Annotated in this window: 26 protein-coding genes and 1 riboswitch; of the genes, 11 read left to right on the forward strand and 15 right to left on the reverse strand. The window is 71.2% G+C overall.

The features are described from left to right. Positions 1 to 19: 19 nt before the first annotated feature. The gene (locus tag ACIBL4_RS13340; protein WP_399409404.1) at positions 20 to 454 is read left to right on the forward strand and encodes a peptidoglycan-binding protein; all 435 of its coding nucleotides are present in this window, start codon (positions 20 to 22) and stop codon (positions 452 to 454) included. A gap of 14 nt (positions 455 to 468) precedes the next feature. Here ACIBL4_RS13340 and ACIBL4_RS13345 read toward each other — a convergent pair whose 3' ends face one another. Further along, positions 469 to 894, reverse strand: a complete 426-nt coding sequence (locus ACIBL4_RS13345) for an ATP-binding protein (RefSeq protein ID WP_399409406.1) — start codon at positions 892 to 894, stop codon at positions 469 to 471. Positions 895 to 985: 91 nt separating this feature from the next. Between ACIBL4_RS13345 and ACIBL4_RS13350 the strand changes: the two genes are divergently transcribed. Then, the gene (locus ACIBL4_RS13350; RefSeq protein WP_399409408.1) at positions 986 to 1834 is read left to right on the forward strand and encodes a helix-turn-helix domain-containing protein; all 849 of its coding nucleotides are present in this window, start codon (positions 986 to 988) and stop codon (positions 1832 to 1834) included. Continuing rightward, complete coding sequence (locus tag ACIBL4_RS13355; protein ID WP_399409410.1) at positions 1794 to 2075, forward strand: DUF397 domain-containing protein; 282 nt, start codon at positions 1794 to 1796, stop codon at positions 2073 to 2075. The genes ACIBL4_RS13350 and ACIBL4_RS13355 overlap by 41 nt, the downstream gene beginning before the upstream one ends. On the opposite strand, the gene ACIBL4_RS13360 is transcribed toward ACIBL4_RS13355, so the two are convergent. Beyond that, positions 2059 to 3228, reverse strand: coding sequence for a steroid 3-ketoacyl-CoA thiolase (locus tag ACIBL4_RS13360; RefSeq protein WP_399409412.1), 1170 nt, complete (start codon positions 3226 to 3228; stop codon positions 2059 to 2061). The two genes, ACIBL4_RS13355 and ACIBL4_RS13360, sit on opposite strands and share 17 nt — an antisense overlap. 217 nt (positions 3229 to 3445) lie before the next feature. On the opposite strand from ACIBL4_RS13360, the gene ACIBL4_RS13365 reads away from it, so the two are divergent. Then, a complete protein-coding gene (locus ACIBL4_RS13365) occupies positions 3446 to 4681 on the forward strand; it encodes a cytochrome P450 (protein WP_399409414.1) in 1236 nt (411 codons plus the stop codon). 3 nt (positions 4682 to 4684) lie between these two features. Here the strand turns inward: ACIBL4_RS13365 and ACIBL4_RS13370 are convergent, their stop codons facing one another. Further along, positions 4685 to 5275: a TetR/AcrR family transcriptional regulator gene (locus ACIBL4_RS13370; RefSeq protein WP_399409416.1), complete on the reverse strand. Its 591-nt coding sequence runs from the start codon at positions 5273 to 5275 to the stop codon at positions 4685 to 4687. Between the two features lie 144 nt (positions 5276 to 5419). Between ACIBL4_RS13370 and ACIBL4_RS13375 the strand changes: the two genes are divergently transcribed. After that, on the forward strand, positions 5420 to 6340 hold the full coding sequence (locus tag ACIBL4_RS13375; protein WP_399409418.1) for an alpha/beta hydrolase family protein: 921 nt from the start codon (positions 5420 to 5422) through the stop codon (positions 6338 to 6340). Between the two features lie 214 nt (positions 6341 to 6554). Here the strand turns inward: ACIBL4_RS13375 and ACIBL4_RS13380 are convergent, their stop codons facing one another. The 7 genes from ACIBL4_RS13380 to ACIBL4_RS13410 form a co-directional block, all read right to left on the reverse strand. Continuing rightward, positions 6555 to 7379, reverse strand: a complete 825-nt coding sequence (locus ACIBL4_RS13380; RefSeq protein WP_399409420.1) for an ECF transporter S component — start codon at positions 7377 to 7379, stop codon at positions 6555 to 6557. Further along, positions 7376 to 9031: an ABC transporter ATP-binding protein gene (locus ACIBL4_RS13385; RefSeq protein WP_399409422.1), complete on the reverse strand. Its 1656-nt coding sequence runs from the start codon at positions 9029 to 9031 to the stop codon at positions 7376 to 7378. Before ACIBL4_RS13385 ends, ACIBL4_RS13380 begins: the two co-directional genes overlap by 4 nt. Then, the gene (locus ACIBL4_RS13390; RefSeq protein ID WP_399409424.1) at positions 9028 to 10107 is read right to left on the reverse strand and encodes a CbiQ family ECF transporter T component; all 1080 of its coding nucleotides are present in this window, start codon (positions 10105 to 10107) and stop codon (positions 9028 to 9030) included. The genes ACIBL4_RS13385 and ACIBL4_RS13390 overlap by 4 nt, the downstream gene beginning before the upstream one ends. Beyond that, the gene (locus tag ACIBL4_RS13395; protein ID WP_399409426.1) at positions 10100 to 10729 is read right to left on the reverse strand and encodes an SCO2322 family protein; all 630 of its coding nucleotides are present in this window, start codon (positions 10727 to 10729) and stop codon (positions 10100 to 10102) included. Before ACIBL4_RS13395 ends, ACIBL4_RS13390 begins: the two co-directional genes overlap by 8 nt. After that, positions 10726 to 11943: a prenyltransferase/squalene oxidase repeat-containing protein gene (locus tag ACIBL4_RS13400; RefSeq protein WP_399409428.1), complete on the reverse strand. Its 1218-nt coding sequence runs from the start codon at positions 11941 to 11943 to the stop codon at positions 10726 to 10728. The genes ACIBL4_RS13395 and ACIBL4_RS13400 overlap by 4 nt, the downstream gene beginning before the upstream one ends. Positions 11944 to 12073: 130 nt before the next feature. After that, positions 12074 to 12145, reverse strand: a riboswitch (cobalamin riboswitch). A gap of 98 nt (positions 12146 to 12243) precedes the next feature. Next, on the reverse strand, positions 12244 to 14550 hold the full coding sequence (locus ACIBL4_RS13405) for an ABC transporter permease (RefSeq protein WP_399409430.1): 2307 nt from the start codon (positions 14548 to 14550) through the stop codon (positions 12244 to 12246). Beyond that, entirely contained in the window at positions 14547 to 15257 is a 711-nt protein-coding gene (locus ACIBL4_RS13410) for an ABC transporter ATP-binding protein (RefSeq protein WP_399409432.1), read from the reverse strand. Before ACIBL4_RS13410 ends, ACIBL4_RS13405 begins: the two co-directional genes overlap by 4 nt. A gap of 139 nt (positions 15258 to 15396) precedes the next feature. Here ACIBL4_RS13410 and ACIBL4_RS13415 point away from each other — a divergent pair, with 139 nt between their 5' ends. The 4 genes from ACIBL4_RS13415 to ACIBL4_RS13430 all read left to right on the forward strand — a co-directional run bounded on the left by ACIBL4_RS13415 (position 15397) and on the right by ACIBL4_RS13430 (position 18584). Then, positions 15397 to 16239, forward strand: a complete 843-nt coding sequence (locus tag ACIBL4_RS13415) for a sensor histidine kinase (protein ID WP_399409435.1) — start codon at positions 15397 to 15399, stop codon at positions 16237 to 16239. After that, positions 16236 to 16955 carry a response regulator gene (locus tag ACIBL4_RS13420; RefSeq protein WP_399409437.1) on the forward strand — a complete coding sequence of 240 codons (720 nt, stop codon included), beginning with the start codon at positions 16236 to 16238 and terminating at the stop codon, positions 16953 to 16955. Before ACIBL4_RS13415 ends, ACIBL4_RS13420 begins: the two co-directional genes overlap by 4 nt. 114 nt (positions 16956 to 17069) lie before the next feature. Continuing rightward, on the forward strand, positions 17070 to 17723 hold the full coding sequence (locus tag ACIBL4_RS13425; RefSeq protein WP_399410558.1) for a phosphotransferase: 654 nt from the start codon (positions 17070 to 17072) through the stop codon (positions 17721 to 17723). A 45-nt stretch (positions 17724 to 17768) separates the two neighbouring features. Next, on the forward strand, positions 17769 to 18584 hold the full coding sequence (locus ACIBL4_RS13430) for an SAM-dependent methyltransferase (protein ID WP_399409439.1): 816 nt from the start codon (positions 17769 to 17771) through the stop codon (positions 18582 to 18584). A gap of 21 nt (positions 18585 to 18605) precedes the next feature. On the opposite strand, the gene ACIBL4_RS13435 is transcribed toward ACIBL4_RS13430, so the two are convergent. From ACIBL4_RS13435 to ACIBL4_RS13445, 3 genes are all read right to left on the reverse strand, one after another. Beyond that, positions 18606 to 19511, reverse strand: coding sequence for a helix-turn-helix domain-containing protein (locus tag ACIBL4_RS13435; RefSeq protein ID WP_399409441.1), 906 nt, complete (start codon positions 19509 to 19511; stop codon positions 18606 to 18608). A gap of 91 nt (positions 19512 to 19602) precedes the next feature. Beyond that, the gene (locus tag ACIBL4_RS13440; RefSeq protein WP_399410560.1) at positions 19603 to 20058 is read right to left on the reverse strand and encodes a nuclear transport factor 2 family protein; all 456 of its coding nucleotides are present in this window, start codon (positions 20056 to 20058) and stop codon (positions 19603 to 19605) included. Positions 20059 to 20116: 58 nt separating this feature from the next. Next, on the reverse strand, positions 20117 to 21172 hold the full coding sequence (locus tag ACIBL4_RS13445) for an MBL fold metallo-hydrolase (RefSeq protein WP_399409443.1): 1056 nt from the start codon (positions 21170 to 21172) through the stop codon (positions 20117 to 20119). 87 nt (positions 21173 to 21259) lie between these two features. On the opposite strand from ACIBL4_RS13445, the gene ACIBL4_RS13450 reads away from it, so the two are divergent. Together ACIBL4_RS13450 and ACIBL4_RS13455 are read left to right on the forward strand one after the other, a co-directional pair. Continuing rightward, the gene (locus ACIBL4_RS13450) at positions 21260 to 22711 is read left to right on the forward strand and encodes an aldehyde dehydrogenase (RefSeq protein WP_399409445.1); all 1452 of its coding nucleotides are present in this window, start codon (positions 21260 to 21262) and stop codon (positions 22709 to 22711) included. Between the two features lie 2 nt (positions 22712 to 22713). Continuing rightward, the gene (locus tag ACIBL4_RS13455; RefSeq protein WP_399409447.1) at positions 22714 to 22947 is read left to right on the forward strand and encodes a ferredoxin; all 234 of its coding nucleotides are present in this window, start codon (positions 22714 to 22716) and stop codon (positions 22945 to 22947) included. Between the two features lie 341 nt (positions 22948 to 23288). Here ACIBL4_RS13455 and ACIBL4_RS13460 read toward each other — a convergent pair whose 3' ends face one another. Both ACIBL4_RS13460 and ACIBL4_RS13465 read right to left on the reverse strand, forming a co-directional pair. After that, positions 23289 to 23609 carry a GYD domain-containing protein gene (locus ACIBL4_RS13460; protein ID WP_356022801.1) on the reverse strand — a complete coding sequence of 107 codons (321 nt, stop codon included), beginning with the start codon at positions 23607 to 23609 and terminating at the stop codon, positions 23289 to 23291. A 393-nt stretch (positions 23610 to 24002) separates the two neighbouring features. Next, positions 24003 to 24665, reverse strand: coding sequence for a TetR family transcriptional regulator (locus ACIBL4_RS13465; protein ID WP_399409449.1), 663 nt, complete (start codon positions 24663 to 24665; stop codon positions 24003 to 24005). Between the last annotated feature and the right edge of the window lie 26 nt (positions 24666 to 24691).

The raw sequence follows: 24691 nt of genomic DNA on the forward strand, positions 1-24691 counted from the left end.
CTCTCTGGAGGTGATCGGGATGCGACGTGTGCTCACCACCGTAGCGGCCCTGGTTTTTCCAATTTCCCTCGCGGCGGCACCAGCTGTAGCGGCATCGCATGGCACTTCGACCACTTCCACGACGAACGTGGTGACCACTGCCCGGGCCGCACACACGTTGAATCATCCAGCAACCCTCGTGGCCCAGGGACCGGTCGACGTATGCAACTACACCGATAGTCGACCGAGCCTCCACCTGGGGTCATCCGGGGCAGCGGTCCAACAAGCCCAGTGCTACCTGAATCAGGCGATCGGCGCCGGCCTGGACGAGGACGGAGACTTCGGCCGAGTCACGCAATCCGCGACAGAGGACTTCCAGCGGTGTGCCGACATCGTCGTCGACGGTCGCATCGGAGCCCAGACCTGGTCGTTCCTTTCCTTCTGGGCCAACGCACCGGGCGCTCCCTTCTGTTGACGGCCCCGTACCAGTCAGACCTGTTGCCCGGTCGCAGCTCGCTCGGTCGTCGCCCCGCATTCGAACCACACGGTCTTCCCGCCCCCGCGCCACGGCGACACGCCCCACTTGTCGGCCATCGCGTCGAGCAGGAGCAGCCCCCGGCCGCCCTCCGCCTCCGGGTCCAGGTGGGAGGGTGAGAGGGGCAGTTGATCACTGCCGTCCGTCACCTCGACCCGTACCCCGGCCGGCTGCCGCAGCAACAGCAGCGCGCAGCGGCGGTCCGGGACGTGCTGCACGACGTTCGCCAGCAACTCGGTCACGCCCAGCTCGACGGCCTCCGACAGCTCGGGCATGCGCCACTGTTCGAGGAAGGAGCGGACGATACGGCGGACGTGGCGGGGGGCGTGTTCACCGACGGTGAGGCGCATCGAGTACTGGGCGGGAATGTATTCGTTCACGGGACGAGCCTGACGTGCCGTGACTACGCTGGGCTACGGAACGGATACAACCGGTCCGGTGGTGGACCGAGTTGCGTGAGAGGGGCTCTGCGTGACCAACATCAACGCCCTTGACCCGGGTGCTTCTCCGCTCGATTACTACGGCTACGAGCTGCGCAGGCGCAGGGAGGCGGCGGGACTGACGCTGAAGCAGCTCGGAGGAATCCTCAACTACACCGGCTCGTTGGTGGGCCAGATCGAGACAGCGCGGAAGGTTCCCACGCCGGAGTTCAGTGAACGGGCGGATGCGGCGCTGGGCACGGACGGCCTGTTCTCCCGGCTGGTCGAACTCGTGCTGCGGAGTCGGCTCCCGGCCTGGTTCCAGCAGGTGGCGGAACTTCAGGCGCGGGCCACCGAGATCTACTCCTTCGAACCGCAGATGATCCATGGTCTCCTTCAGGCCAATGCCTACGCCCGCGCCGTGCTCGGCCGGATCGATCAGACGGACCTCGACGACCGCGTTGCCGTTCGCCTGGCCCGGCAGCGCATCTTCGAGAAGAATGAACCGCCTGTCTTCTGGGTGATCCTCAGCGAAGCCGCTCTGTACCAGGCGATCGGTGAGCCCAAGACCATGCGGGAGCAACTGGCCCACCTGTTGTCGTTCGAGGGTAGCCCCCGGACCAACGTCCAGATCCTGCCGTTCTCGGCTGGAGCGCACGCGGGGCTGACAGGCTCATTCGACCTCTACCGCTTCGCGAGTGACCCGGCCATTGTTTATACGGAGGGTTACGGCAGCGCGCATCCCACGGCCAACCCGGACACCGTCAAGGACTGCTCGCTCCGTTACGATCACCTCCAAGCCGCCGCGCTCTCCCTCAGGGACTCGGCGGAGCTGATCCGGCGTGTAATGGAGGAACGCTATGGAGAGCAACGCGCTTCCGACGGGGATCCAGTGGCGTAAGTCCAGCTACAGCAGCGACCAGGGCGGCAACTGCGTCGAATGCGCGCCGATCGGGGCCCTGGCCTGGCGTGCGTCCACGCACAGCGGCGATCAAGGCGGCGAGTGCCTCGAAGTCGCCGAAACCCCCCACACCACCATCGCCATACGCGACTCCAAGAACCCGGCGGGGCCGATCCTCACCCTCGACCCCGCCACGTTCACCACCTTCATCAACTGGACGACGACTACAACCGCTGAATGATCGTGCCGGTGGCCAAGCCGCCGCCCGCGCACATCGTGATCAGCGCGAACTCCTTGTCCGCGCGCTCCAGTTCATGAAGTGCCGTCGTGATGAGCCGGGCCCCGGTGGCCCCCACCGGGTGCCCGAGCGCGATCGCGCCGCCGTTCACGTTCACCTTCTCCAGGTCCTGCTCGAAGACCTGTGTCCAGCTCAGTACGACCGACGCGAACGCCTCGTTGATCTCCACGAGGTCGATGTCCTTCAGGGACATCCCGGCCTTGCCGAGCACGGCCCTGGTCGCGTCGATCGGCCCGTCGAGGTGGAAGTGGGGGTCGGCGCCCACCAGGGCCTGGGCCACGATCCGGGCCCGGGGCCGCAGCTTCAGGGCACGAGCCATCCGCTTCGACGCCCACATGATCGCCGCCGCCCCGTCGGAGATCTGCGACGAGTTGCCGGCCGTATGGACCGCCGTCGGCATGATCGGCTTCAGCGCCGCCAGCCCTTCCGCCGTCGTGTCGCGCAGCCCCTCGTCCTTGTCGACCAGACGCCACATGCCCTGCCCGGCGTGCTGCTCCTCCTCGGTCGTGGGGACCTGGACCGCGAACGTCTCTCGTTTGAAGCGCTCCTCCGCCCAGGCGTGGGCAGCCCGCTCCTGGGAGGCGAGGCCCAGGGCGTCGACGTTCTCCCGGGTCAGGCCACGGTGCCGGGCGATGCGCTCGGCGGCCTCGAACTGGTTCGGCAGGTCGACGTTCCACTCGTCGGGGAACGGCTTGCCCGGCCCGTGCTTCGAGCCCGACCCGAGCGGCACCCGGGACATCGACTCCACGCCGCAGGAGATGCCGACGTCGATCACACCCGTGGCGACCATGTTGGCCAGCATGTGGGAGGCCTGCTGGGAGGACCCGCACTGCGCGTCGACGGTCGTCGCGGCCGTCTCGTAGGGGAGCCCCATCGTGAGCCAGGCCGTGCGCGCGGGGTTCATGGACTGCTCGCCGGCGTGGGTGACCGTACCGCCGACGATCTGCTCGACGCAGTCGGCCGGGATGCCGGTGCGGCCGAGGAGCTCGCGGTAGGTCTCGCCCAGGAGGTAGGCGGGGTGCAGGTTGGCGAGCGCGCCGCCGCGCTTGCCGATGGGGGTGCGTACGGCTTCGACGATCACGGGTTCGGCAGCCATGGGTGCGGGTCCTCTCCGGGAGGCTACGCGGAACTAGTACGCGTTCTAGTTCTGCCTGCAGTGTGCTGAGGGTCACTTGCTCACCGCAAGGGTTGTGCGGGTAATTGGGGGGTCCGTGCCTCTTGCTACTTGTAGAACCCGTTAATACCGTCACCGCAACTCCGCACAGCTGATGGGCCGTCAGACTCAGAGTCGGTACGAGTGGTGGGAGCCGCCCATGTCCTGTCCCGCGCTGCCCGACGGGTTCGACTTCACCGACCCCGACCTGCTGCACAGCCGCGTGCCCCTGCCGGAGTTCGCCGAGCTGCGCCGGGTGGAGCCGGTCTGCTGGGTGCCGCAGCCGGCGGGTCTCGCCGGCTTCCAGGACGAGGGGTACTGGGCGATCACCCGGCACGCCGACGTCAAGTACGTCTCCACGCACCCTGAGTTGTTCTCGTCGTACCTCAACACGGCGATCATCCGCTTCAACGAACACATCGACCGCGACTCCATCGACGCGCAGCGGTTCATCCTGCTGAACATGGACCCGCCGGAGCACACGCGGGTCCGGCAGATCGTGCAGCGCGGGTTCACGCCCCGGGCGATCCGCGCGCTGGAGGAGCGGCTGCGGGCCCGTGCCCGGGCGATCGTGACGAACGCCCGCGCGCACACCGGCCCGTTCGACTTCGTCACCCAGGTCGCCTGCGAACTGCCCCTCCAGGCGATCGCCGAGCTGATGGGCGTGCCGCAGGAGGACCGGGACAAGATCTTCGACTGGTCCAACAAGATGATCGCCTACGACGATCCCGAGTACGCCATCACCGAGGAGGTCGGTGCCGAGTCGGCCACGGAGATCATCGCCTACGCGATGAACATGGCCGCCGAACGCAAGCAGTGTCCCGCCCACGACATCGTCACGCAGTTGGTGGCGGCGGAGGACCAGGGCAACCTCAACTCGGACGAGTTCGGCTTCTTCGTGCTGATGCTGGCCGTCGCGGGCAACGAGACCACCCGCAACGCCATCACCCACGGCATGCACGCCTTCCTCACCCACCCCGACCAGTGGGAGCTGTACAAGAGGGAGCGGCCGTCGACGACGGCGGAGGAGATCGTGCGCTGGGCGACCCCGGTCGCCGCCTTCCAGCGCACCGCCACCCAGGACACCGAACTGGGCGGCAAGCTCATCCGCAAGGGCGATCGGGTGGGGCTGTTCTACGCCTCCGCCAACCACGACCCCGAGGTCTTCGACGAGCCGGACGCCTTCGACATCACGCGCGACCCCAACCCCCACCTCGGTTTCGGAGGCGGCGGCCCGCACTACTGCCTGGGCAAGTCCCTCGCCGTGCTGGAGATCGACCTCATCTTCAACGCGATCGCCGACGCCATGCCGGGGCTCCAACTGGTCGAGGATCCGCGGCGATTGAGGTCGGCGTGGATCAACGGGGTGAAGGAACTCCGGGTTCGGGCCCAGTAGCCGTCACTGCGGTTGGCGTAGTCCCGCGACGAGGAGCGCGACCAGTCGGCGCGCGTCGTAGCGGGGGTCGGTGTCGGCACCGACGCAGAGGTTTCCGATGCCGCGCATGAATTGGTACGCGTCGAGGTCGGAGCGGATCTCGCCGGAATCGGCGGCGGCGTCGAGCAGTTGGGTGCACACCGGCAGGAGGCGGTCGAGGAAGTAGGTGTGCAGCGGCCCGAAGCAGGTGCTGTCCCCCTGCATCGCGGTGGCCAGGCCGTGCTTGGTGACCAGGAAGTCGACGAAGAGATCGACCCACCGCACCAGGGCGGCATGGGGCGTCGGGCCAGCCGCCAGCAGGGTCGGGCCGGCTTCGGCACAGGCGTCGACCTGGTGGCGGTAGACGGCGATGACGAGGTCCGCCCGGGTGGGGAAGTGGCGGTAGATCGTGCCCACTCCGACGCCGGCCTTGGTCGCGATGTCCCGTACCGGCGCGTCCACGCCCGAGCTGACGAAGACCTCGGCGGCCGCGTCCAGCAGGGCCTGCTGGTTGCGCCGGGCGTCCTTGCGCTTGGACCGGGCCGGGCTTCCGGCGCTCTGGCCGCTGTCGTTCACCGTGTCGTCCTTCCGTGCGGTTGCGTGCTGTGCGTGCGGTTGCGCGCGGTTGTAAAGCGGAACGGTGTTCCGTATCGTGAGGGATGTAATCGGAACGGCGTTCCGTTTCCTTCATGATGGCAGACCTGATCGGAGGGCACTCCCATGCCCGGCACTTCCCTGCCCGACTCGACCATGGTGATCTCCGCGAAGCCGGTGGTGCTGTCCGCCCCGGGCCGCGGTGAGGACCTCCAGGTCCGCGTGTCCGCCCCAGCCACCGGCGGCGATCTGTCCGTGGTCGTCTTCTCGCACGGCTTCGGCTGGTCAATGAACGGCTACGCCCCGCTGGCCGACTTCTGGGCCGCGCAGGGCTTCGTGGTGGTGCAGCCCACCCACCTGGACTCCAGGACGCTGGGTCTGCCACCGGAGGACCCCCGCACGCCGCGGATCTGGCGCTTCCGTGTCGAGGACCTCACGCGTGTGCTGGACGGACTCGACATTCTCGAAGCCTCCGTACCGGGCCTCGCCGGACGCCTCGACCGCGACCGTATCGCCGTGGCCGGTCACTCCTGGGGAGCCCAGACGGCGGGCACGCTGCTGGGCGCGCGCGTCCTCGACTCCGACGGAGTTCCCGGCGAGGACATGTCCGACCCCCGTGTGAAGGCGGGCGTGCTGCTCGCCATGGCCGGCCTGGGCGACGACCTGACCCCGTTCGCCGTCGAGCACCTGCCCTTCATGAGGCCGTCCTTCGACACCATGACCACGCCGGCGCTCATCGTCGCCGGGGACCGTGACGACTCCGCGCTGACCACGCGCGGACCCGACTGGTTCACCGACCCCTACACCTACAGCCCGGGACACAAGAGCCTGCTCACGCTGTTCGGGGCGGAGCACTCGCTCGGGGGCATCCCCGGCTACGAGGTGGCGGAGACGACCGACGAGAGTCCCGCACGCGTCGCACTGCTCCAGCGCCTCACCACCGCCTACCTGCGCAGCGCCCTCTACCCCGGGGACACGAGCTGGAAGGCGGCGGCCGCCGCGCTGGAGGAGGACCCGGAGCCGCTGGGGAAGCTCCAGAGCAAGTAGAGGACGCGGAGAAGGGCGAAGGCGACGGCCCCGGGGATCAGGGGGCCGCCGCCTTCGGTCTTGGGGTGGGCCTGGCCAGAGAAACAGGCGCGCTGAGTGCCCGCAAGGAAGCCGTTTACTAGGTGTGGCCGCATATGTGCGGAAGGTCCGCCCTGTGACCGGGGGCTGTTCCTACGGTCCCGCTTCGTAGGTGACGGGGGTCATGTGGGGGGCTTCACGTCCGGGGCGCGTCGAACGTGACCGGCGTCTCGAAGGCCGCCCGGCGGGTGGCGCGGCGCAGCGCCCGCAGGACCGCGGGGCCGAGCGTGAGCGTCAGCACGACCGTGACGACGGCCCGGCCCAGGTCCCAGCCCAGCGAGGTGGCCAGGCAGTACGCGAGGAAACGGGCCAGGTTGGTGGCGACCGCCGCGTGCGGGTCGAAGCCGACGTTGGACGCGAGGGCGCTCATGAAGGGCCAGCCGGCCAGGTTCATGACCGTGCCGTAGACGAAGGCGGCGAGGAAGCCGTAGACCGCGAGCAGCACGAGCTCCGCCCGGCCGCGCAGCCGGTCCGGGCCCGGCAGCAGGCCCGCGCCCATCGCGAACCAGCCCATCGCCAGCATCTGGAACGGCAGCCACGGGCCCACCCCGCCCGTGAGCAGCGCGGACGCGAACATCGTCACCGAGCCGAGGACGAACCCGAACCCCGGGCCGAGGACCCGTCCGCTCAGCACCATCAGGAAGAACATCGGCTCGATACCGGCCGTACCGGCGCCGATCGGCCGCAGGGCCGCCCCCGTCGCGGCCAGCACGCCGAGCATCGCGACCGCCTTCGGGCCGAGACCGGACTCCGAGATCGCCGCGGCCACCACCGCCACGAGCAGCACCAGCAGGCCCGCGAAGAGCCAGGGCGCGTCCTGCGCGTGCGCGCTGAGCCGTGAGGTGGGCGGGGTCAGGAACGGCCAGCCGAAGCCGATGACGCCGACCGCGCTGACGAGGGCCAGGGCGGTGACGGAGCGGGGGCCGAGGCGGACGGCCCGGGCCTGGCGCTGAGTGTTCACGAGGTGGTCCCGGGCTGGAGGGCCGCGCGGACCTGGGAGACCGTGAGCCAGTGCTGCGGGGCCAGGATCTTGGTGACCTGCGGGGCGAAGGAGGGGGAGGAGACCACGACGTCCGCCGTCGGGCCGTCCGCGATCACCTCGCCGTCGGCGAGCAGGACGACCCGGTGGGCGATCTCGGCGGCCAGCTCCACGTCGTGCGTGGCCAGCACGATGGCGTGCCCCTCGGCGGCGAGGGTGCGCAGCACCGCGACCAGGCGGGCCTTCGCCGCGTAGTCCAGGCCACGGGTCGGCTCGTCGAGCAGGAGCAGCGGGGGCCGGGCGGTCAGTACGACGGCCAGGGCGAGGGCGAGCCGCTGGCCCTCCGAGAGGTCCCGGGGGTGGGTGTCGTCGGTGACGCCGGGGAGAAGGTCGGTGACCAGGGCTCGGCAGGTGCCGGGTTCTGCGTCCGCGTCCTGGTCGGCCGCGGCGCACTCGGCGGCGACGGTGTCGGCGTAGAGGAGGTCGCGGGGTTCCTGTGGCACGAGGCCGACTTTGGGGACGAGGTCCTTCGGGCGTGTGCGGTGGGGGACTGCGTCCCCGACCCGGACGGATCCCGAGGTGGGTGTGACGAGGCCGACCAGGGAGTTGAGGAGGGTGGATTTTCCGGCGCCGTTGCGGCCCATGAGGGCGATGGTCTCGCCAGGGGTGATGGTGAGGTCGATGTCGCGGAGGGCTTGGATGCGGGCGCGGGTGACCGAGAGGGAGCGGAGTGCGCCAACCGGGGTGGGCTGTCCGGACGGTTCGCGGGTGCGGGTTGTTCGTGGTTGATCGCGCAGTTCCCCGCGCCCCTGAGGGGCGTTGCCGAGCTGTTGGCGTAGAGGGGCTGCCCTTCTCCGTGCGTCACGGACCGTCAGCGGAAGGGGGTTCCAACTCGCCAGGCGGCCCAGGGCCACCACCGGTGGGTACACCGGGGACACGGCCATCACCTCGGCCGGAGTGCCGACGACCGGCGGCGTGCCCGGAACCGGCAGCAGGACGACCTGGTCGGCGTACTGGATGACGCGTTCCAGGCGGTGTTCGGCCAGGAGGACCGTCGTGCCGAGGTCGTGCACGAGGCGCTGGAGGACCGCCAGGACCTCCTCGGCGGCGGCCGGGTCGAGCGCGGAGGTCGGCTCGTCCAGGACGAGGACGCTCGGGTGCGGGGTGAGGACCGAGCCGATCGCGACGCGCTGCTGCTGGCCGCCGGAGAGCGTGGCGATCGGGCGGTGGCGCAGACCGGCCAGCCCGAGCAGGTCGAGGGTCTCCTCGACGCGGCGCCGCATCACGTCCGGGGCGAGGCCCAGCGACTCCATGCCGTAGGCGAGTTCGTCCTCGACGGTGTCCGTGACGAAGTGGGAGAGGGGATCCTGGCCCACCGTGCCGACGATGTCCGCGAGTTCGCGCGGCTTGTGGGTGCGGGTGTCGCGGCCGGCGACGGTGACCCTGCCGCGCAGGGTGCCGCCGGTGAAGTGCGGGACGAGCCCGCTGACCGCGCCCAGGACGGTGGACTTGCCGACGCCGGACGGGCCCGCCAGGAGGACGAGTTCACCCTCCGGGACCTCGAAGTCGACGCCCTGGACGGTGGGTTCGGCGGCACCGTCGTACGTCACGGACACATCCTCGAAGCGGATCACGACGGCTCCTTGGGATCGGGGGCGACGAACGCGGGCAGCAGGCCGAGCAGGATCGCCGCCGCGGGCCAGAGGGGGAGAGTGGGGGCCTCGAGCGGTACCACGCCGGGGTGCAGGGCCGCGGGGTCGCGGGCGGCGGCGAGCGTCAGCAGCGCGGCGACCGCCACGCCGGAGGCGACGACCAGCCAGGCGCGCACGTCCCAGCGGTCGGGGCGGTAGCGGGTGCGGGGCGACCGCCGTCCGCCGAGCCGGAGACCCGCGAGGGCGGCGGCGAGGCCGGTGAGGAGGACCGGGACGCCGTAGGTGGCGCCCTCGGCGGTGAGCAGACCGTACGTTCCGGCGCACACGCCGAGCAGGCCGCCGAGGGTGAGGGCGGCGGTGGTGCGGCGGACGGCGGCGGGGACCTGGGCGGTACGGCCGTAGCCGCGGGCGTCCATCGCGGCGGCGAGCGACACCGAGCGCTCCAGTGCGCCCTCCAGGACCGGCAGGCCCACCTGCAGCAGGCCCCTAAGGCCCTTGTCCGGGCGTCCGCGCAGGCGGCGGGCGGCGCGGAGGCGCTGCACGTCGGCGATGAGGCTGGGCGCGAAGGTGAGGGCCACGACGACCGCGACGCCCATCTCGTAGAGGGCGCCGGGGAGGGACTTGAGCAGGCGGGAGGGGTTCGCGAGGGCGTTCGCGGCGCCGACGCAGATGAGCAGGGTGGCCAGTTTCAGGCCGTCGTACAGGGCGAAGGTGAGGGCCTCGGCGGTGACCTCGCCGCCGAGGCGGATGCCCTGGGCCCAGGCGGGGAGGCCGACTTCGGGGAGGGTGAGGAGGGTGTGCGTGCCGGGGATGGGGGAGCCGAGGACCGTGGCGAAGAGCAGGCGGATGAGCAGGACGGCGAGGGCGAGTTTGACGAAGGCGCCGTAGGAGCGGGACCAGGGGCTGTCGGGGCGGCGGGTGGCTACGACGTAGGCGGAGACCGTGATGAGGAGGGTGAGGAGGAGGGGATTGGTGGTGCGGGTGGCCGCGGTGCCGAGGGCTAGTGCCCAGAGCCACCAGGCGCCGGGGTGGAGGGGGTTGGGCTGCGTCCTACGCACGCCGTCGTACCTGCCAGATTGCTGCCGCGCCCAGTACCGCCACCACGGCGATGCCCGCCACCAAGCCAAGGGACGGGCCGCCGTCCGAGGTGTTCTTCTTCTCCGCGGTCGGCTTCTGCTGCTGCTTGGACACCTGCTCTCCGCAACCCTTCTCCGGATAACCCGAGATGGCGCACAGGAGGGCGTTCGTGTCGTAGCGCAGCGGCTTGGCCACTGCTGCCAGGGCCTCGGCCGTCGTCGCGTCGGGGGAGACCTGCGCGCAGGCCGTCCGGGGAGCGGGTGGGGTCTCGCCGGACGGGGCGTCCGTCGCCGTGCCGAAGTCGAGGAGCAGAGCCACGCGCTTCTTGCCGTCCCGCGCGGGCGTTGCGGCGCAGATCGTCTTGAAGTCGGCCTCGCCGCGCGGTCGGGCCGCGTCCCCGGAGTCCTCGCTCACCGCGAAGCGGAAGCCCTGGACGTCGCCGTCGGAGGGGCGGGCCGTGGACGGGCCCTGGGTGGCGTACACCCAACGGTCGCCGTCGCGGTCCCAGAACGACCAGTACCGGTAGCCGGCGGCCTGCGCCTGGCCCGCTCCCGCGCACAGCAGGAGCGAGGCCAAGAGGAGGAGAACGGCCCGGCGGATCACGGCTGCTGCCTCTTCCGGCGGCTGCTGAAGAGGAAGCCGATGCCGACGCCGGCGACGAGGCATACACCGACGTACCACCAGACGCCGAAGACGCCCGAGTCCGAGTCGCTCTTCTCGTCCACCGCTCGGGTCTTCCCGGCGGTCTGCGGGGCCGGGCCCGTCGCGTTGAGCTGCTTCACCAGGTCGGTGCCGCCGAAGTCGCGCGGGTTCGTGCCGGTCGCGTGGGCGGCGAAGATCAGCTGGGCGTAGGCGGCCGGGCCGTTCTGGGAGGCCCAGGGCGCGGAGTTCTTCTCCAGCCAGCGCAGGGACTTCGCGGCCTGCCCGGTGTCGCCGTGCGCGGCGAGTGCGACGACCGCGTCGGCGGTGTTGCCGTAGTCGGGCTGGGGGTCCGAGCCGGGGGTGGGGGAGGTGAGGTGGCCGTTCTTGGCGAGAGCCTTGGTGAGGTAGGCGGTTCCGTTGGCCGCGGCCTGTTGCGGCGTCTTCTCGTCCTCGCAGGCTTGGCCCTTCGCGGCCTCGGTCTGCTCGCCGGGCTTCACCACCATGCCCTTGCCCAGGGCGCCCAGCACACCCGCAGCCGTGGCGTCGGCGTTGGCGACCAGTTCGCCCTTCTCGTCCGGCTGGAACGCGAAGGCGCCCGCGTCGTCGCCGTCACAGCCGAGGGCGAGGGTCAGCAGCGCGTCGTAGGGCGACTTGCCGCCCTTCTCGACCTGCTGCGGCTTCTCGCCGGCGGCGATCAGCGCGCCGATGACGACGGACGTGGAGTTGGTGTCGCTGGCGCCGCCGGGCGTGTAGCCCCAGCCGCCGTCCTTGTTCTGGACCTTCTTCAGCCAGGAGACGGCCTTGCCCGTGACGGCGTCGTGCCCGCCGAGGGCGGTGAGGGCCTGTACGGCGGCGGCCGTCTGGTTCGTGTCGACCATGGTCTTGGCGTCGCACGCGGCGGTGGGATCGGCGCGGTACGGGGCGAAGGAACCGTCCGCGCACTGCTGGCGCACCAGCCACTGCACGGACTTCGCCGCGGGCTTCACCCCCACGGTGTGCTGCGCGAGCAGGGCGAGGGACTGACGCCAGACGCCGTCGAACTTCGGGTCCTTGCCCCCGTACAGGGCGGACGGGAACGCCTGGGACGGGGAAGGGGACGGGGCGGCGATTGCCGGTGTGGCGGCGCCGATCACGGCGACGGCGGCCAGGACCGCGGCGCTGCTGCGGACGTTCATGATCGGCGGGTGCCTCTCCCTGCGGGGAGCCGGGCAGCACGGGGCACCCCCGGCGGCTCGGCTCCGTATACCTCGACGGTGCCGTGCACCGGCGCTCTGCCGGGCACGTGAGCCGGTCACGAACCGTACGGGGCGATCCGGCTCACCACCTCGGCGGCGGTACACGGTTGCGGGTCAGCGCCGGAATTGCACCGGCTTCCCCCCGTACGGGTGTGATGACGACCTGCTCACTGTACCCGCACGCCCGGAACGGGCCGAGGGGGTGCCGGGAGGGCGGAGAGGGCGTGAGGGGGAGAGGGGCTACTCGTTGTGCAGCACCTTGGCGATGGTGAGCCTCGCTGCGGACCTCGCCGGGATCAGCGCGCCGAGGACGGCGATCACGACGCCTGCCAGGACCAGAGCAGCAAGCTGCGGTACGTGCCAGACCTGCTTCATGGACTCCGGGAACGAGACCACTCCGACGTGGTCCACGACCAGCCGGTGCGCGACGATCCCCAGGGGAATCCCCAGCAGCCCGCCGACCGCGCCCAGTGCCGCGACGGACGACACCGTCATCGCCATGACCTGGCGCGGCGTCATGCCGATCGACTTGAGCATGCCCACGTCGCGGCGCCGCTCCCGGATGTTGAGCAGGACGGTGTTGAAGACCCCGAGCGCGGCGACAACGGTCAGCAGCACGGTGAACACCGACGCGAAGCCGACCACGGTCATGGTGGCGGTGTTGTCCGAGCGTCGCAGTGCGGGACGGAGAGCCGGATCGGCCGCCTTGACCGCTTTCATGTAGCCCTGGACATCGGCGCCGCGCGTGAGCCGGACCGTGTACTCGGCAGCCTGCGCCGTGGGGTCGACTCGCGTCAGTGTCTGCCAACTGGAGTCCAGCGCCTGGGCGTTGCCTTCCATGAGCTCACCCACGATGGTGAGGGGTGCCTGCTCGCCGTTCAGCCGGATGGTGACCCGGTCGCCCACGTCCAGCCCGTGCTGACGGAGGAATGCCGGCCCGGCCGCGGCCTCCCCGGCACCGGTCGGCCAGTGTCCCTCGACGATCTCGGAGGCGAGGTCCTGGGTGTCCCCGCGGTAGAAGTTGGCGAATACGGGTTGCGTGTACCCGGTGATGCTCACCTTGGTGAGCGCGCGGGCGGTCACCTGATCCGCCCCGGGCAGGGAACGCAGTCGTCGTTCGGTCTGCCGGTCGCTCAGCTTCGCAGCGGTCTGGCCGTTCGCGGGTGAGCCGGCCTGTACGTCGACGCGGGCGGAACCATCGCCCTTGCCGGCGTTCCCGTAGGCGACCATGGTGCTGGTCAGACCGGTGGTCAGGGTCACGGTGGTGACCCCGAGGACGATGGCCGCCATGGTCAGCAGGGAACGGCCCGGCCGGGCGAACGGCTGGCCCAGCCCCAGGCTCACGGCACGCGGCAGCCGGGTGCCGCCGAGTCGGCGCTGGACGCGCAGTCCGTGTCCGGTCCGCGGTGCGCTGCCCGCTGTGATCGCCTGGGCCGCGGACAGCCGGTGCGCGCGCACGGCGGGGATCAGGGCGGCCACAACGACGAGGGCGGGCATGCCCACCAGGCAGAGGACCGAAGGCCACCGGCTGACACCGACGGAGGCGCTGCCGGTTTCGACGCCGGAAAAGGCCACCCGCAGGATGGGGCCGGCCGCCACGTTGCCGATCAGGGTGCCGATGGCGCAGCCGATGACCGCGGGGACGGAGACCATCGTCAGGTAGACCGCCAGCACCTGATTCGGCGTAAAACCCAATGACTTGAGCACGCCGATGTGCCGGTGTCCGGAGACGACCGCCCCGCTGACGACATTCCCGACGATCAGCACGGAGACCAGAAGGCCGAGCACGCCGAAGAGCGTCATGAACGGCAGATAGGCGTCGGCCTGTGCGGAGAAGGCCCGCTTGAGGGTGAGGTAGGACTGCGCGGTGGTCAGCGAACCAGCGGGCATTTCGGCGGTGGCTGAGGTCAGTCCGGCACGCAGCTGCTGATCGGTCGCGCTGTCCGTGAAGCGGTACAGCATCTGGGCGGTGGCCGGGTGCAGTTGGGCCATCTGCTCGGGGGAGACCCAGGCGCCGGCGGACTTGCTCATGCTGGTGGCGAAGCCGACGACGGTGAGGGTCGGGGCCCCGCGGGCCCTCAGATTGGTGCCGAGCCGTCCCGGGCCGGGCGTGCCGTCGACGGGCCAGTTGATGACGATCTCACCGGGAGCGGTGGCCCAGCGGCCCTCCAGGAGACGGATGCGGTCCACCGCGCCGTCCGGGTCGGCCCGGCCCACGACGGCGAGGGAACCGGCCGACATCCACAGCCAGTCCTCGGGCATGTCGAGAACGGCCTGGCCAAAGGGCCCGGCGGCGGCCTCGACGCCGGGGCGGCGGGCCGTGTGCGCCAGCTCCGCTCTCGATGTCTTGGTCAGGTCGAACGCCGCCACCGTGTGCGCGCCGCGCTGCTGGTCGAAGGCCTTGTCGAAGGGGGCCGATGCCGCGGTGAGCAGCGCCAGGCCGAGCAGGATGGTCGTGGTGGAGCACAGGACGACGAGCCCGATGACGAACGTCTGGAGCCTGCGGCGTTTCACGGCCGCCCGCGAGGCCCTCCACACGGCGCTCATGCGGTCGGCTCCAGCGCGCTCTCGCGGGCCACTCGGCCATCGGCGACCTCGATCAGGCGGCTGGCGCAGCGGGTGGCCAAGTGCGGGTCGTGCGTGACGATCAACAGGGTCTGCCCGATCTGGTTGAGGTCGATCAGCAGGTCCATGACCTGCTCGCCCGAGCGGCTGTCCAGCGCGCCCGTCGGCTCGTCGGCCAGAAGCAGGGCCGGGCGGTTCATCAACGCCCGGGCCACGGCCACTCGTTGTCGCTCACCTCCGCTCAATGCGGCCGGGTAGGTGTCCTTGCGGTCGGCGATGCCCAGTTCGTCGAGGAGTTCCAGCGCCCGACGGCGGGCCTGCCGGGCGGATGTGCCGGTCAGCTGGGCGGCCAGCGCGACGTTGTCCAGTGCGGGCAGGTCGTCGATCAGGTTGAAGAACTGGAAGATCATGCCGATGTGCCGCCGCCGGAACAGCGCCAGCCCCGTCTCGTTCAACGCACCCAGGTCCTGGCCGTGGACCAGCACCGTTCCCGACGTCGGGCGGTCCAGGCCGGCGACCATGTTGAGCAGGGTGGACTTGCCGCACCCGGAGGGCCCCATCACCGCGACCGCCTCCCCGGCACGGATCTCCAAGCGGATGCCGTCCAGGGCCTTCGCGTCGCCGTACTCCTTGTGGACGTCGCCCAGTCGTACGACGACCTGTGGGGAGCTGTCCGGATCAGTAGTCATGGCACGAACCTAGAAGCGGCGGTGCTGGTACGACGTCCCTCCGCGGATGTAACCGGCCCCGCCGGTCATCCTGAGGATGTAGGGAACTGGATCCGGAGCATGACGCGGACGGGCATGGCGGGCTGCGAGGCTTGTGCGCGTGGTGAGTTCAGGGTTGATCTGGCCGGTCACGGCAGGGGCGGCGGCGTGCGTCGCGGTCGTCGTCCTGAGTGTGGCGCTCGTCCGGGCACGGCGGCGGCACCGAGCGGCCATCGAAGAGCGCGGCTGGCTGCTGGAGCGGGAGCGGGAGAGCGCGGCACGGACCGCGGTCGACGCCGAGCGTGCCAGGATCGCGGCCGAGCTGCACGACATCGTCAGCCACAACGTGAGCCTCATGGTGGTCCAGGCCGGGGCCGCCCGCGAGGTGCTGGCCACCATGCCCGACGAGGCCGAGGCCGCGCTGAACGCCGTGGAGAGCGCGGGGCGGACCGCGATGACCGAGCTGCGGCACCTGCTCGGCCTGCTCGCCCCCGCGCAGAGCGGCGACGACGAACCCTACGGCGGGGACCTGGCACCACAGCCCGGCCTGAGCCGGCTCAGCCCGCTGATCGACCGGATCGCCTTCGCCGGCCTGCCCGTGGAGGTACGGATCTCCGGGGAGCCCCGCCCGCTGCCGACCGGGATCGACGTCACCGCCTACCGGATCATCCAGGAGGCGCTGACCAACGCCCTCAAACACGGCGACGGAACGAAAGCCGAGGTAACGGTGCGGTACGCGGAGCACTACCTGCGCGTCGAAGTCCTCAACAGCGGACCCAGCGTCCTGTCAGGCGACGTCCCCGGGCCCCGCAGCCGATCGGTCGCAGACCAGGCTCATGGAGCGGGACGCGGGCTGCTCGGCCTCCGGGAGCGGGTCGCCGTCTACGGCGGAGACCTGGACGCCCGGCGCCGCCTGGGCGGCGGCTACCGCGTCCGCGCCCGGATCCCACTGGACCGGCCATGACCACATCCGCCGATTCCGCCCCCCGCGTCGTGATCGCCGACGACCAAGAGCTGGTCCGCACCGGCTTCCGCCTGATCCTGACCGCACGCGGCATCAACGTGGTCGGCGAAGCCGCGGACGGAGCCGAGGCCGTCAAAGCCGTACGCCGACTGCGCCCCGACGTCGTCCTCATGGACATCCGCATGCCCACCATGGACGGCCTGGAAGCCGCCCGCCGCGTCCTCGCCCAGGCCCCGGACTGCCGAGTGATCATGCTGACCACCTTCGACCTCGACTCCTACGTCTACGCGGCCCTGGCCGCCGGCGCCAGCGGCTTCTTGCTCAAGGACGTCACACCCGCGCATCTCGCAGCCGCCGTACGCCTGGTCGACACCGGTGACGCGCTGCTCGCTCCCTCGATCACCCGCCGCCTGGTGGAGCGATACGCCTCCAGCGCCACACGGACCGCTCCGGGCTCGCCACCCCCCGCCGTCCACCGCGACCTCGCCGTGCTGACGCCGCGCGAACGCGAGGTGCTGACACTCATGGGCAGGGGCCTGTCCAACGCCGAACTCGCCCGGGAACTGACCCTGAGCGAAGCGACGGTGAAGACCCATGTGGCCCGGATCTTCGCCAAGCTGTCCCTGCGCGACCGGGCCCAGGCCGTCGTCCTGGCTTACGAGACAGGACTCGTCGTACCCGGCGAATCCGCGCTGTCCGCCGACCTCGACAGCTGACCCCAGGCCCTCGCCGAACAGGAGAAACGACAGGTGCACCCCGAATCCGTCGAGCAGGCTCAAGCCCACTTCCGCGGCAGCTTCGGGAGGACAGGACCGCCACCACCCGGACGACTGCTCGGCTCCGGCCGCCGCGCCGACGTGTACGCGCTCGAGGAGGGTTGGGTGCTGCGGCGTGAGCGGGAGGGCGGGGGAGACGCGGCGGGGGAAGGTGCCGTGATGGAGCACGTCCACGCCCACGGTTACCCGGTGCCCCGCGTCCGCCCGTCCGGTTCGCGCACCGACCTGGTGATGGAACGGCTCTCCGGCCCGACCATGCTCCAGGCCTGCCTGGCGGGCACGCTGGACGTGACGGAGGCGGGCTCGGTCCTCGCCCGGCTGCTGCGCCACCTTCACGCCATCCCCGCCCTGCGCTCCACCGACCCGGCGGACCGGGTGCTCCACCTCGATCTGCACCCGGAGAACGTGATCCTCACGCCCGACGGTCCCCGCGTCATCGACTGGTCGAACACGGAGGAGGGCGACCCGGCCCTGGACTGGGCGGCGTCCGCCGTGATCCTCGCCCAGGCCGCCGTCGGCGGTGACCACCTCTCCAGCCCGGCCCGCATCATGCTGACCGCCCTCCTCGCCGACGCGTCCCCCCTTACCCGGCCCGCCTTGACGGAGGCCCTGCGCCGCCGGTCCGCCGACCCCGCCATGAGCCGGGTCGAAGTCGAACTGCTGGGCCAGGCAGAGGAGTTGGTCCTGTCCCAGGGGCGAACACGCTGACGAACAAGCTAACGTGGGCCTCCACGACCACACGCAGGAGCGTCCATGAGTGATCAGGCGGGGAACTCCGGGCAGGAGCCGCTTCCCAAGATCGACACCTCCGTGCCGCACTCGGCACGGATCTGGAACTATTGGCTGGGCGGGAAGGACAACTACGAAGTCGACCGTGTGGCCGGGGACGCGTTCCGCGAGATCTTCCCGGGCATCGAGACCGGGGCCCGCGCCGCCCGCTACTTCCTCGCCCGCGCCGTCCGCCATCTCGCCGCCGAGGAGGGCATCCGCCAGTTCCTGGACATCGGCACCGGGCTGCCCAACGTGGACAACACCCACCAGATCGCCCAGCAGGTGGCCCCGGACAGCCGGATCGTCTACGTCGACAACGACCCGCTGGTGCTGGCCCACGCCCGCGCGCTGCTCACCAGCACCCCGGAGGGCGTCACCAACTACGTCGACGCCGACCTGCGCGAGCCGGGCACGATCATCCGGGAAGCCGGCAAGACGCTGGACTTCGGCCGGCCCGTCGCCCTCATGCTGATGGGCATCCTGGGCCACATCGAGGACCATGACGAGGCACGCTCGATCGTGCGGCAGCTGGTGGACGCCTTGCCTCCCGGCAGCTACCTCGTCCAGTACGACAGCACCGACACCAGCGAGGACTACGTCCGGGCCATCCAGCAGTACAACGACGGCGGCTCGATCCCGTACATCCTGCGCAGCCCCGAGCAGATCGCCCGCTACTTCGACGGTCTGGAACTGCTCGAACCGGGCGTGACGTCCTGCTCGCGCTGGCGCCCCGACGCCGCGGCCCTGGATCTCCCCGCGGAGGTGCACCAGTACGGCGGCGTCGCCCTCAAGCGCTGAACCCGGCCCGGTCCGGCGGGATCAGGTCTCCTGAAGGATGCGGTGGAGGATGGTCGGGGTCTCGTCCGGCGACTCGGCTTCGACCACCAGCCGGTTCATCGCATCCCAGTAGCACTCGATCTCGGCGGGCCGGTCGGGATAGAGCGCGGTGGTGAGCTGTTCGAGGTAGACCACGTCGGGCAACTCACCGCCGGGCAGGCGCAGGATCGTGACCGGACCGCCCTCCGCGGCGTGGCCGCCGGCGCGGAACGGCAGGATCTGCACCGTGACCTGCGGCAGCCGGCAGATCTCTATGAGATACCTGAGCTGCGCGCGCATGACGGAGAGGCCGCCCACCGGGCGGCGCAGCGCCGCCTCGTCGATCACCGCCCACAACTGGGTCGCCGGCTGCCGGTGCAGTATCCGCTGGCGGGACATCCGCAGCGCGACCCGGCGTTCCATCTCCTGCGCACCGGCGTCCGGATGGGCCAGCCGCAGGGAGGCCCGTGCGTAGTCGGCGGTCTGGAGCAGCCCGGGAACGCGCTGGACCTGGAAGCAGCGGATGACACTCGCCGCCTGCTCGGCGCCGAGGTACGTCTGCATCCAGGCGGGCACCACGTCGCTGTAGTACTGCCACCAGGCCGGGGTGTTGGCCTGCTCGGCCAGCGCCAGCAGGGTCGCCCGCTCGGCCTCGTCCGTGACGCCGTAGAGCGTGAGCAGATCGGCGACGTCCCGCAGCTTGAACCCGTGCCGGCCGGCCTCCATCCGGCTGATCTTGGACGAGGAGGCCCGGATGACATGCCCGGCGTCCGCCCGGCCGATGCCCCGCTCCTCGCGCAGTCGCCTGAGCCGGGCGCCCAGCGCCAGCCGCGGCACCATGGGCCCGGCCGACCTGCTGTCCAGGGCTCCGCTGCCGGACGTCGTACGAGCGGCCTCTTCGGTGCCCATGGGATGTCTCCTTGCGGTGGAACGCAGCTCCGCGGGCCTGTGAGCGCCGCGGCATATTCATCCTAGGGGCCCGGACCGGACATCATCTGGCTTATGCCAAAGGGGAGTTCGCCTGCGGCGTGGCTCCCCCGAACGGCAGGTGCAGCGTCCGGGAGGCGAGCAGCCAGGCGCCGTCGGCCCTGTGGAACACGTCCTCGTAATGCCCGACCTGAACCGGCGGCCCGGCCGGGACGACGCCTCCCTCGTAACCGTCGACCCGGTACGTCGTGAAGTACGAGATCGCCGTGGCCGCGTCCCAGGACGTCACCGTGACCAGGACGTTGGACATCATGCGGCGGGACAGCCGGTCGGCGGGGCGGGAGCCGAAGTACGCGCGCAGGGCGTCCCGGCCCTTGACCAGCCGTCCGTCCTCCGGCCACTGCCAGACGCCGTCCTCGGTGAACAGCTCGGCCACGGAGGAGGGGTCGCCGAGGTCGAGCCGGTGGACGAAGTCGATGAGCAGGCGCTCGCAGGCGCGTTCGGCGAGGAGGCGGTCCATGCGGTCCATGCGGTCCATGACGGATTCGTAGCACCCCGGCGGCCTGTCCTCCGCCGGGTTTGCCACCTCATTGCACCGCCACGTACGTCACCGGATCGCTCCCCGGCACCGCCTCCGCCCGGCCCGCCTTGACCAGGCGGCGCAGGTGGGACTCGGCCTCCGAGACGGCGATGGTGCGGGAGCCGTGGGGGATGTCGGCCCAGGGGCGGTTCCACTCCATGCGTTCGGCGAGCTGCCAGGGCGTGTGCGGCTCGGCGAGGAGGGCCAGCAGGTCCGTGAGGCGGGCCTCGTGGTGGGCGAGCAGTTCGCGGACGCGGGCGGCGGCGTCGGGGAACGCGTGCTGGTGGGCGGGGAGCACTTCGGCGGGGGTGAGGCGGCCGACGCGTTCGAGGGAGTCGAGGTAGTCGCCCAGGGGGTCGGTGACGGTGGTGTCGTCGGGGTCCTCGTAGAGGCCGATGTGCGGGGTGATCTCGGGCAGCAGGTGGTCGCCGGAGAACAGGCGGCCGTGGCCGGGGAGTCGGGTGGGGTGGGTCTCCTCCAGGTGGAGGCAGACGTGGCCCGGCGTGTGGCCGGGGGTCCAGATCGCGCGCAGGCGGCGGCCGGGGAGGTCGAGGAGTTCGCCGGGGACGATGTCGCGGTCGGGCAGGGCGGGGGCGAGGCCGGGCAGGGCGCGGGGCCGGGCCGCGCGCAGCGGGGCGATGTGCTCCTGAGGGGCGCCGGCGGCGGCGAGCTTGGCCGCCATGTACGAGAACCAGCGCTCGGGGCGGGCCTCCCGCGTGCGCCGTACGACCGCGGTGTCCGCCGCGTGCATCGCGATCCAGGCGCCCGAGGCCTCGCGGACCCGGCCGGACAGGCCGTGGTGGTCCGGGTGGTGGTGGGTGACGACCACGCCGTGGATCCCGTCGGCCGAGGTGCCGCAGGCCGTGAGGCCGGCCGCGAGGGTGTCCCAGGAGGCGGGGTCGTCCCAGCCGGTGTCGATCAGTACCGGGCCCCGGTCGGTGTCGACGACGTACACCAGCGTGTGGCCGAGGGGGTTGTCCGGGATGGGGACGCGCAGGGACCGGACGCCTCCGCCGTGATCGTGCACCACCGGTGCGGGCTCGCGGTCCTGGCTGCTCTTCATGTGCGCCCTCCGTTCCACGGCCATTGCCCACTATAACGAGAACTGGTATCAGTTCCTGAAACACCGTCAGATATGAAGGCAGCGGCCATGACCGATCTCGTGGAACACGGACAGCTGTTCGTCGGCGGGGAGTTGACCGACCCCCTGGGTACGGACGTCATCGAGGTGATCTCGCCGCACACAGAAGAGGTCATCGGACGCGTCCCGCACGCCTCGACGGCGGATGTGGACCGGGCCGTGGGAGTGGCGCGGCGGGCCTTCGACGAGGGTCCCTGGCCGCGCATGAGCCTCGACGAGCGGATCGAGGTCGTGAGCAGGATCAAGGACGGGATCGCCGCCCGGCACGACGAGATCGCCCGCGTGATCTCCGCCCAGAACGGCTCCCCGTACTCCTGGAGCGTCCTCGCCCAGGCCCTCGGCGCCGTCATGGTCTGGGACTCGGCGATCACCGTCGCGCGGAACTTCACCTACGAGGAGCGGCGCGACGGCGTGCTCGGCCGCATCCTCGTCCGGCGCGAGCCCGTCGGGGTCGTCGCCGCCGTCGTCCCCTGGAACGTCCCGCAGTTCGTCGCCGCCGCCAAGCTCGCCCCCGCGCTGCTCACCGGCTGCACGGCCGTGCTCAAGCCCTCGCCGGAGTCGCCGCTGGACGCGTACCTGCTCGGCGAGATCACGCGGGAGGCCGGGCTGCCGGAGGGCGTGCTGTCGATCCTGCCCGCGGACCGGGAGGTGAGCGAGTACCTGGTCGGGCACCCCGGCGTCGACAAGGTGTCCTTCACCGGGTCGGTCGCGGCCGGCAAGCGCGTGATGGAGGTCGCCGCCCGCAACCTCACCCGCGTCACGCTCGAACTGGGCGGCAAGTCGGCGGCCGTCGTCCTGCCCGACGCGGACGTCGAGACGGCCGTGGCGGGCATCGCCCCCGCGGCCTGGATGAACAACGGGCAGGCCTGCGTCGCCCAGACCCGCATCCTCCTCCCGCGCTCCCGCTACGACGAGTTCGCCGACGCCCTGGCCGCCGCGGCGGGCGCGCTGACGGTCGGCGACCCGCTGGACCCCGCCACCCAGGTGGGCCCGCTGGTGGCCAGGCGGCAGCAGCGGCGCAACCTCGACTACATCCGCATCGGGCAGGAGGAGGGCGCCAAGATCCTCACCGGCGGCGGGCGCCCGGCCGGCCTCGACCGCGGCTGGTACGTCGAGCCGACCCTCTTCGGCGACGTCGACAACTCCATGCGCATCGCCCGCGAGGAGATCTTCGGCCCGGTGATCTGCCTGCTGCCCTACGACGACGAGTCCGACGCCGTGAAGATCGCCAACGACTCCGACTACGGGCTGAGCGGCAGCGTGTGGACGGCGGACGTCGAGCACGGCATCGAGATCGCCCGCCAGGTCCGTACCGGCACCTACTCGGTCAACACCTTCAGCCTGGACATGCTGGGCCCCTTCGGCGGCTACAAGAGCTCGGGCCTGGGGCGGGAGTTCGGGCCCGAGGGGTACGGCGAGTACCTGGAGCACAAGATGATCCACCTCCCTGCGGACGCGTAGCGATGGGCGACCGCTGGCACGTGGAGGTCGACCGCTCCCTGTGCATCGGCTCCGCCCAGTGCCTCCACCACGCGCCGGGCGGCTTCCGCCTGGACTCCGCCCGGCAGTCCCATCCTCTCGCCCCGGACACGGACGCGAACGAGCGGGTGCTGGCGGCGGCGGAGAACTGTCCGGTGGAGGCGATCACGATCACGCTGGGGGACAGCGGGGAGCCGGTGTTCCCGCCGGAGGAGTAGGAGCAGGGGCGGCGTCACAGCCGCCGCTCCCGGGGTCCGTCAGACGCCGGCGGGCAAGCCGCCCGGGGGTCCTGAGGCGTCGGCGGGCAAGCCGCCCGTGGGTCCTGAGGCGTCGGCGGGCAAGCCGCCCGTGGGTCCTGAGGCGTCGGCGGGCAAGCCGCCCGTGGGTCCGTGAGGTGTCGGCGGGCAGCCGCCCGTGGGTCCGTGAGGCGTCGGTGGGGCAGCCGCCCGTGGGTCCGTGAGGTGTCGGCGGGCAGCCGCCCGTGGGTCCGTGAGGTGTCGGCGGGCAAGCCGCCCCTGGGTCCCTCAGGCGTCGGCGGGGCAGCCGGTTCGGTTGTCCGTCAGGCGCCGGGTGCCCGGTAGTCCACCTGCTGCCGGACGGCCTCGTCCACCTCCTCGGGCGACAGCAGGACGACCGTGCTCGTGCGGACCCCGCCCGCCGCCGAGACGACCATGCCCATGGCCGCGGCGGAGGTGTTGCCCGGCAGCTCCGCTGTGACGTAGACGTCGTCGTCGCCGAAGGCCCAGTACATCGTCTCGACCCGGCCCCCGAGGCCCTCGACCATGCGCCCGACGACGTCACGCCGCGCGCTCCCGCCCTCCTGGAGCAGGCCCTTCAGTCCGTCCGGGGTCAGCTTCACCTTGAAGAGGTACTTCGGCATGGGTTGCCCTTTCACTTCCGCCCGAAAAGTCACCTTTACCCTTCTCATGTTCCTTCCGGCTCGGTGTTTCGTCGCGGCGACGGGGGTCTCAAAGGGGGCATATGGGTCACTCAGGAGATTTAGGTAAAAAATTCCGCACAGGGGCTTTTCTTCGCGGCCAGAAGTTCTAGCCTGGACTTAGGCCTACGGGACGAGTGAGGGAGTCCGACCGGAGTTGGCCGACTCTGGCAGGAAGCTTCGGCTTCCGCTGGTGCCGACTGCGACGGTAGGGCTGAGAGGCCGGAAGGTCGCAGGGCCGAGAGGCCAGGCGGCTGGAAGGCGACCCCCATGACCTGATCCGGACCATGCCGGCGAAGGGAACCCGTCTCGTAGGTCATTCCTGTGCGTCGGGGGTCATTCGGGTACGCCCGGCGCCGTCAGGTCGATCAGGCGGCACACCGTCTCGATGTCGATCTTGACCTGGGCGATGGAGGCACGGCCCGACAGCCAGGTGATGAGGGCCGAGTGCCAGGTGTGCTCGATGACCCGGACCGCCGACAACTGCTCCGGAGTGGGGTGTTCCAGCCCCATCGCGTCCAGGATGATCGCCGTCGTCTGCCGCGAGACCTGGTCGACCTCCGGGCTCACGCTCCGGTCGGCGAAGGTGAGGGCCCGGACCATCGCGTCGGCCAGGTGCGGTTCGCGCTGGAGGGCGCGGAAGGCCCGCATCAGCGTCTCCGCGACCCGCTCGGCCGCCGTCTCGCCCTGCGGGGGCTTCTTGCGCAGCGTGCCGTGCATGTGCTCCAGCTGGTCCTGCATGGTGGCGACCAGCAGGTGGATCTTGGAGGGGAAGTAGCGGTACAGCGTGCCGAGCGCCACCTGCGAGGACTCCGCGACCTCGCGCATCTGCACGGCGTCGAAGCCGCCCCGGCTGGCCAGTTGCGCGCTCGCGTGCAGGATGCGGCGACGGCGGGCCTCCTGCCGCTCCGTCAGGGGCGGGGAGCCGGGGGCCGTGGCTCTGGCATCCACCTTGGCCGGCTTGTTCACCTTGGCGCTCACCTTGGCTTCCGCGGGCATGGGTCGGGCCCGTTCCGTGACCGTCC

Source organism: Streptomyces sp. NPDC050416 (assembly GCF_044458845.1).
Classification (GTDB): domain Bacteria; phylum Actinomycetota; class Actinomycetes; order Streptomycetales; family Streptomycetaceae; genus Streptomyces.

Bases quoted from the DNA above. Each gene is read 5' to 3' on its own strand.
- ACIBL4_RS13340 (WP_399409404.1), top strand. From the start codon at position 20: ATGCGACGTGTGCTCACCACCGTAGCGGCCCTGGTTTTTCCAATTTCC.
- ACIBL4_RS13355 (WP_399409410.1), top strand. From the start codon at position 1,794: ATGGAGAGCAACGCGCTTCCGACGGGGATCCAGTGGCGTAAGTCCAGC.
- ACIBL4_RS13360 (WP_399409412.1), bottom strand. From the start codon at position 3,228: ATGGCTGCCGAACCCGTGATCGTCGAAGCCGTACGCACCCCCATCGGC.
- ACIBL4_RS13365 (WP_399409414.1), top strand. From the start codon at position 3,446: ATGTCCTGTCCCGCGCTGCCCGACGGGTTCGACTTCACCGACCCCGAC.
- ACIBL4_RS13375 (WP_399409418.1), top strand. From the start codon at position 5,420: ATGCCCGGCACTTCCCTGCCCGACTCGACCATGGTGATCTCCGCGAAG.
- ACIBL4_RS13400 (WP_399409428.1), bottom strand. From the start codon at position 11,943: ATGAACGTCCGCAGCAGCGCCGCGGTCCTGGCCGCCGTCGCCGTGATC.
- ACIBL4_RS13405 (WP_399409430.1), bottom strand. From the start codon at position 14,550: ATGAGCGCCGTGTGGAGGGCCTCGCGGGCGGCCGTGAAACGCCGCAGG.
- ACIBL4_RS13410 (WP_399409432.1), bottom strand. From the start codon at position 15,257: ATGACTACTGATCCGGACAGCTCCCCACAGGTCGTCGTACGACTGGGC.
- ACIBL4_RS13420 (WP_399409437.1), top strand. From the start codon at position 16,236: ATGACCACATCCGCCGATTCCGCCCCCCGCGTCGTGATCGCCGACGAC.
- ACIBL4_RS13430 (WP_399409439.1), top strand. From the start codon at position 17,769: ATGAGTGATCAGGCGGGGAACTCCGGGCAGGAGCCGCTTCCCAAGATC.
- ACIBL4_RS13435 (WP_399409441.1), bottom strand. From the start codon at position 19,511: ATGGGCACCGAAGAGGCCGCTCGTACGACGTCCGGCAGCGGAGCCCTG.
- ACIBL4_RS13440 (WP_399410560.1), bottom strand. From the start codon at position 20,058: ATGGACCGCATGGACCGCCTCCTCGCCGAACGCGCCTGCGAGCGCCTG.
- ACIBL4_RS13445 (WP_399409443.1), bottom strand. From the start codon at position 21,172: ATGAAGAGCAGCCAGGACCGCGAGCCCGCACCGGTGGTGCACGATCAC.
- ACIBL4_RS13450 (WP_399409445.1), top strand. From the start codon at position 21,260: ATGACCGATCTCGTGGAACACGGACAGCTGTTCGTCGGCGGGGAGTTG.
- ACIBL4_RS13455 (WP_399409447.1), top strand. From the start codon at position 22,714: ATGGGCGACCGCTGGCACGTGGAGGTCGACCGCTCCCTGTGCATCGGC.
- ACIBL4_RS13460 (WP_356022801.1), bottom strand. From the start codon at position 23,609: ATGCCGAAGTACCTCTTCAAGGTGAAGCTGACCCCGGACGGACTGAAG.
- ACIBL4_RS13465 (WP_399409449.1), bottom strand. From the start codon at position 24,665: ATGCCCGCGGAAGCCAAGGTGAGCGCCAAGGTGAACAAGCCGGCCAAG.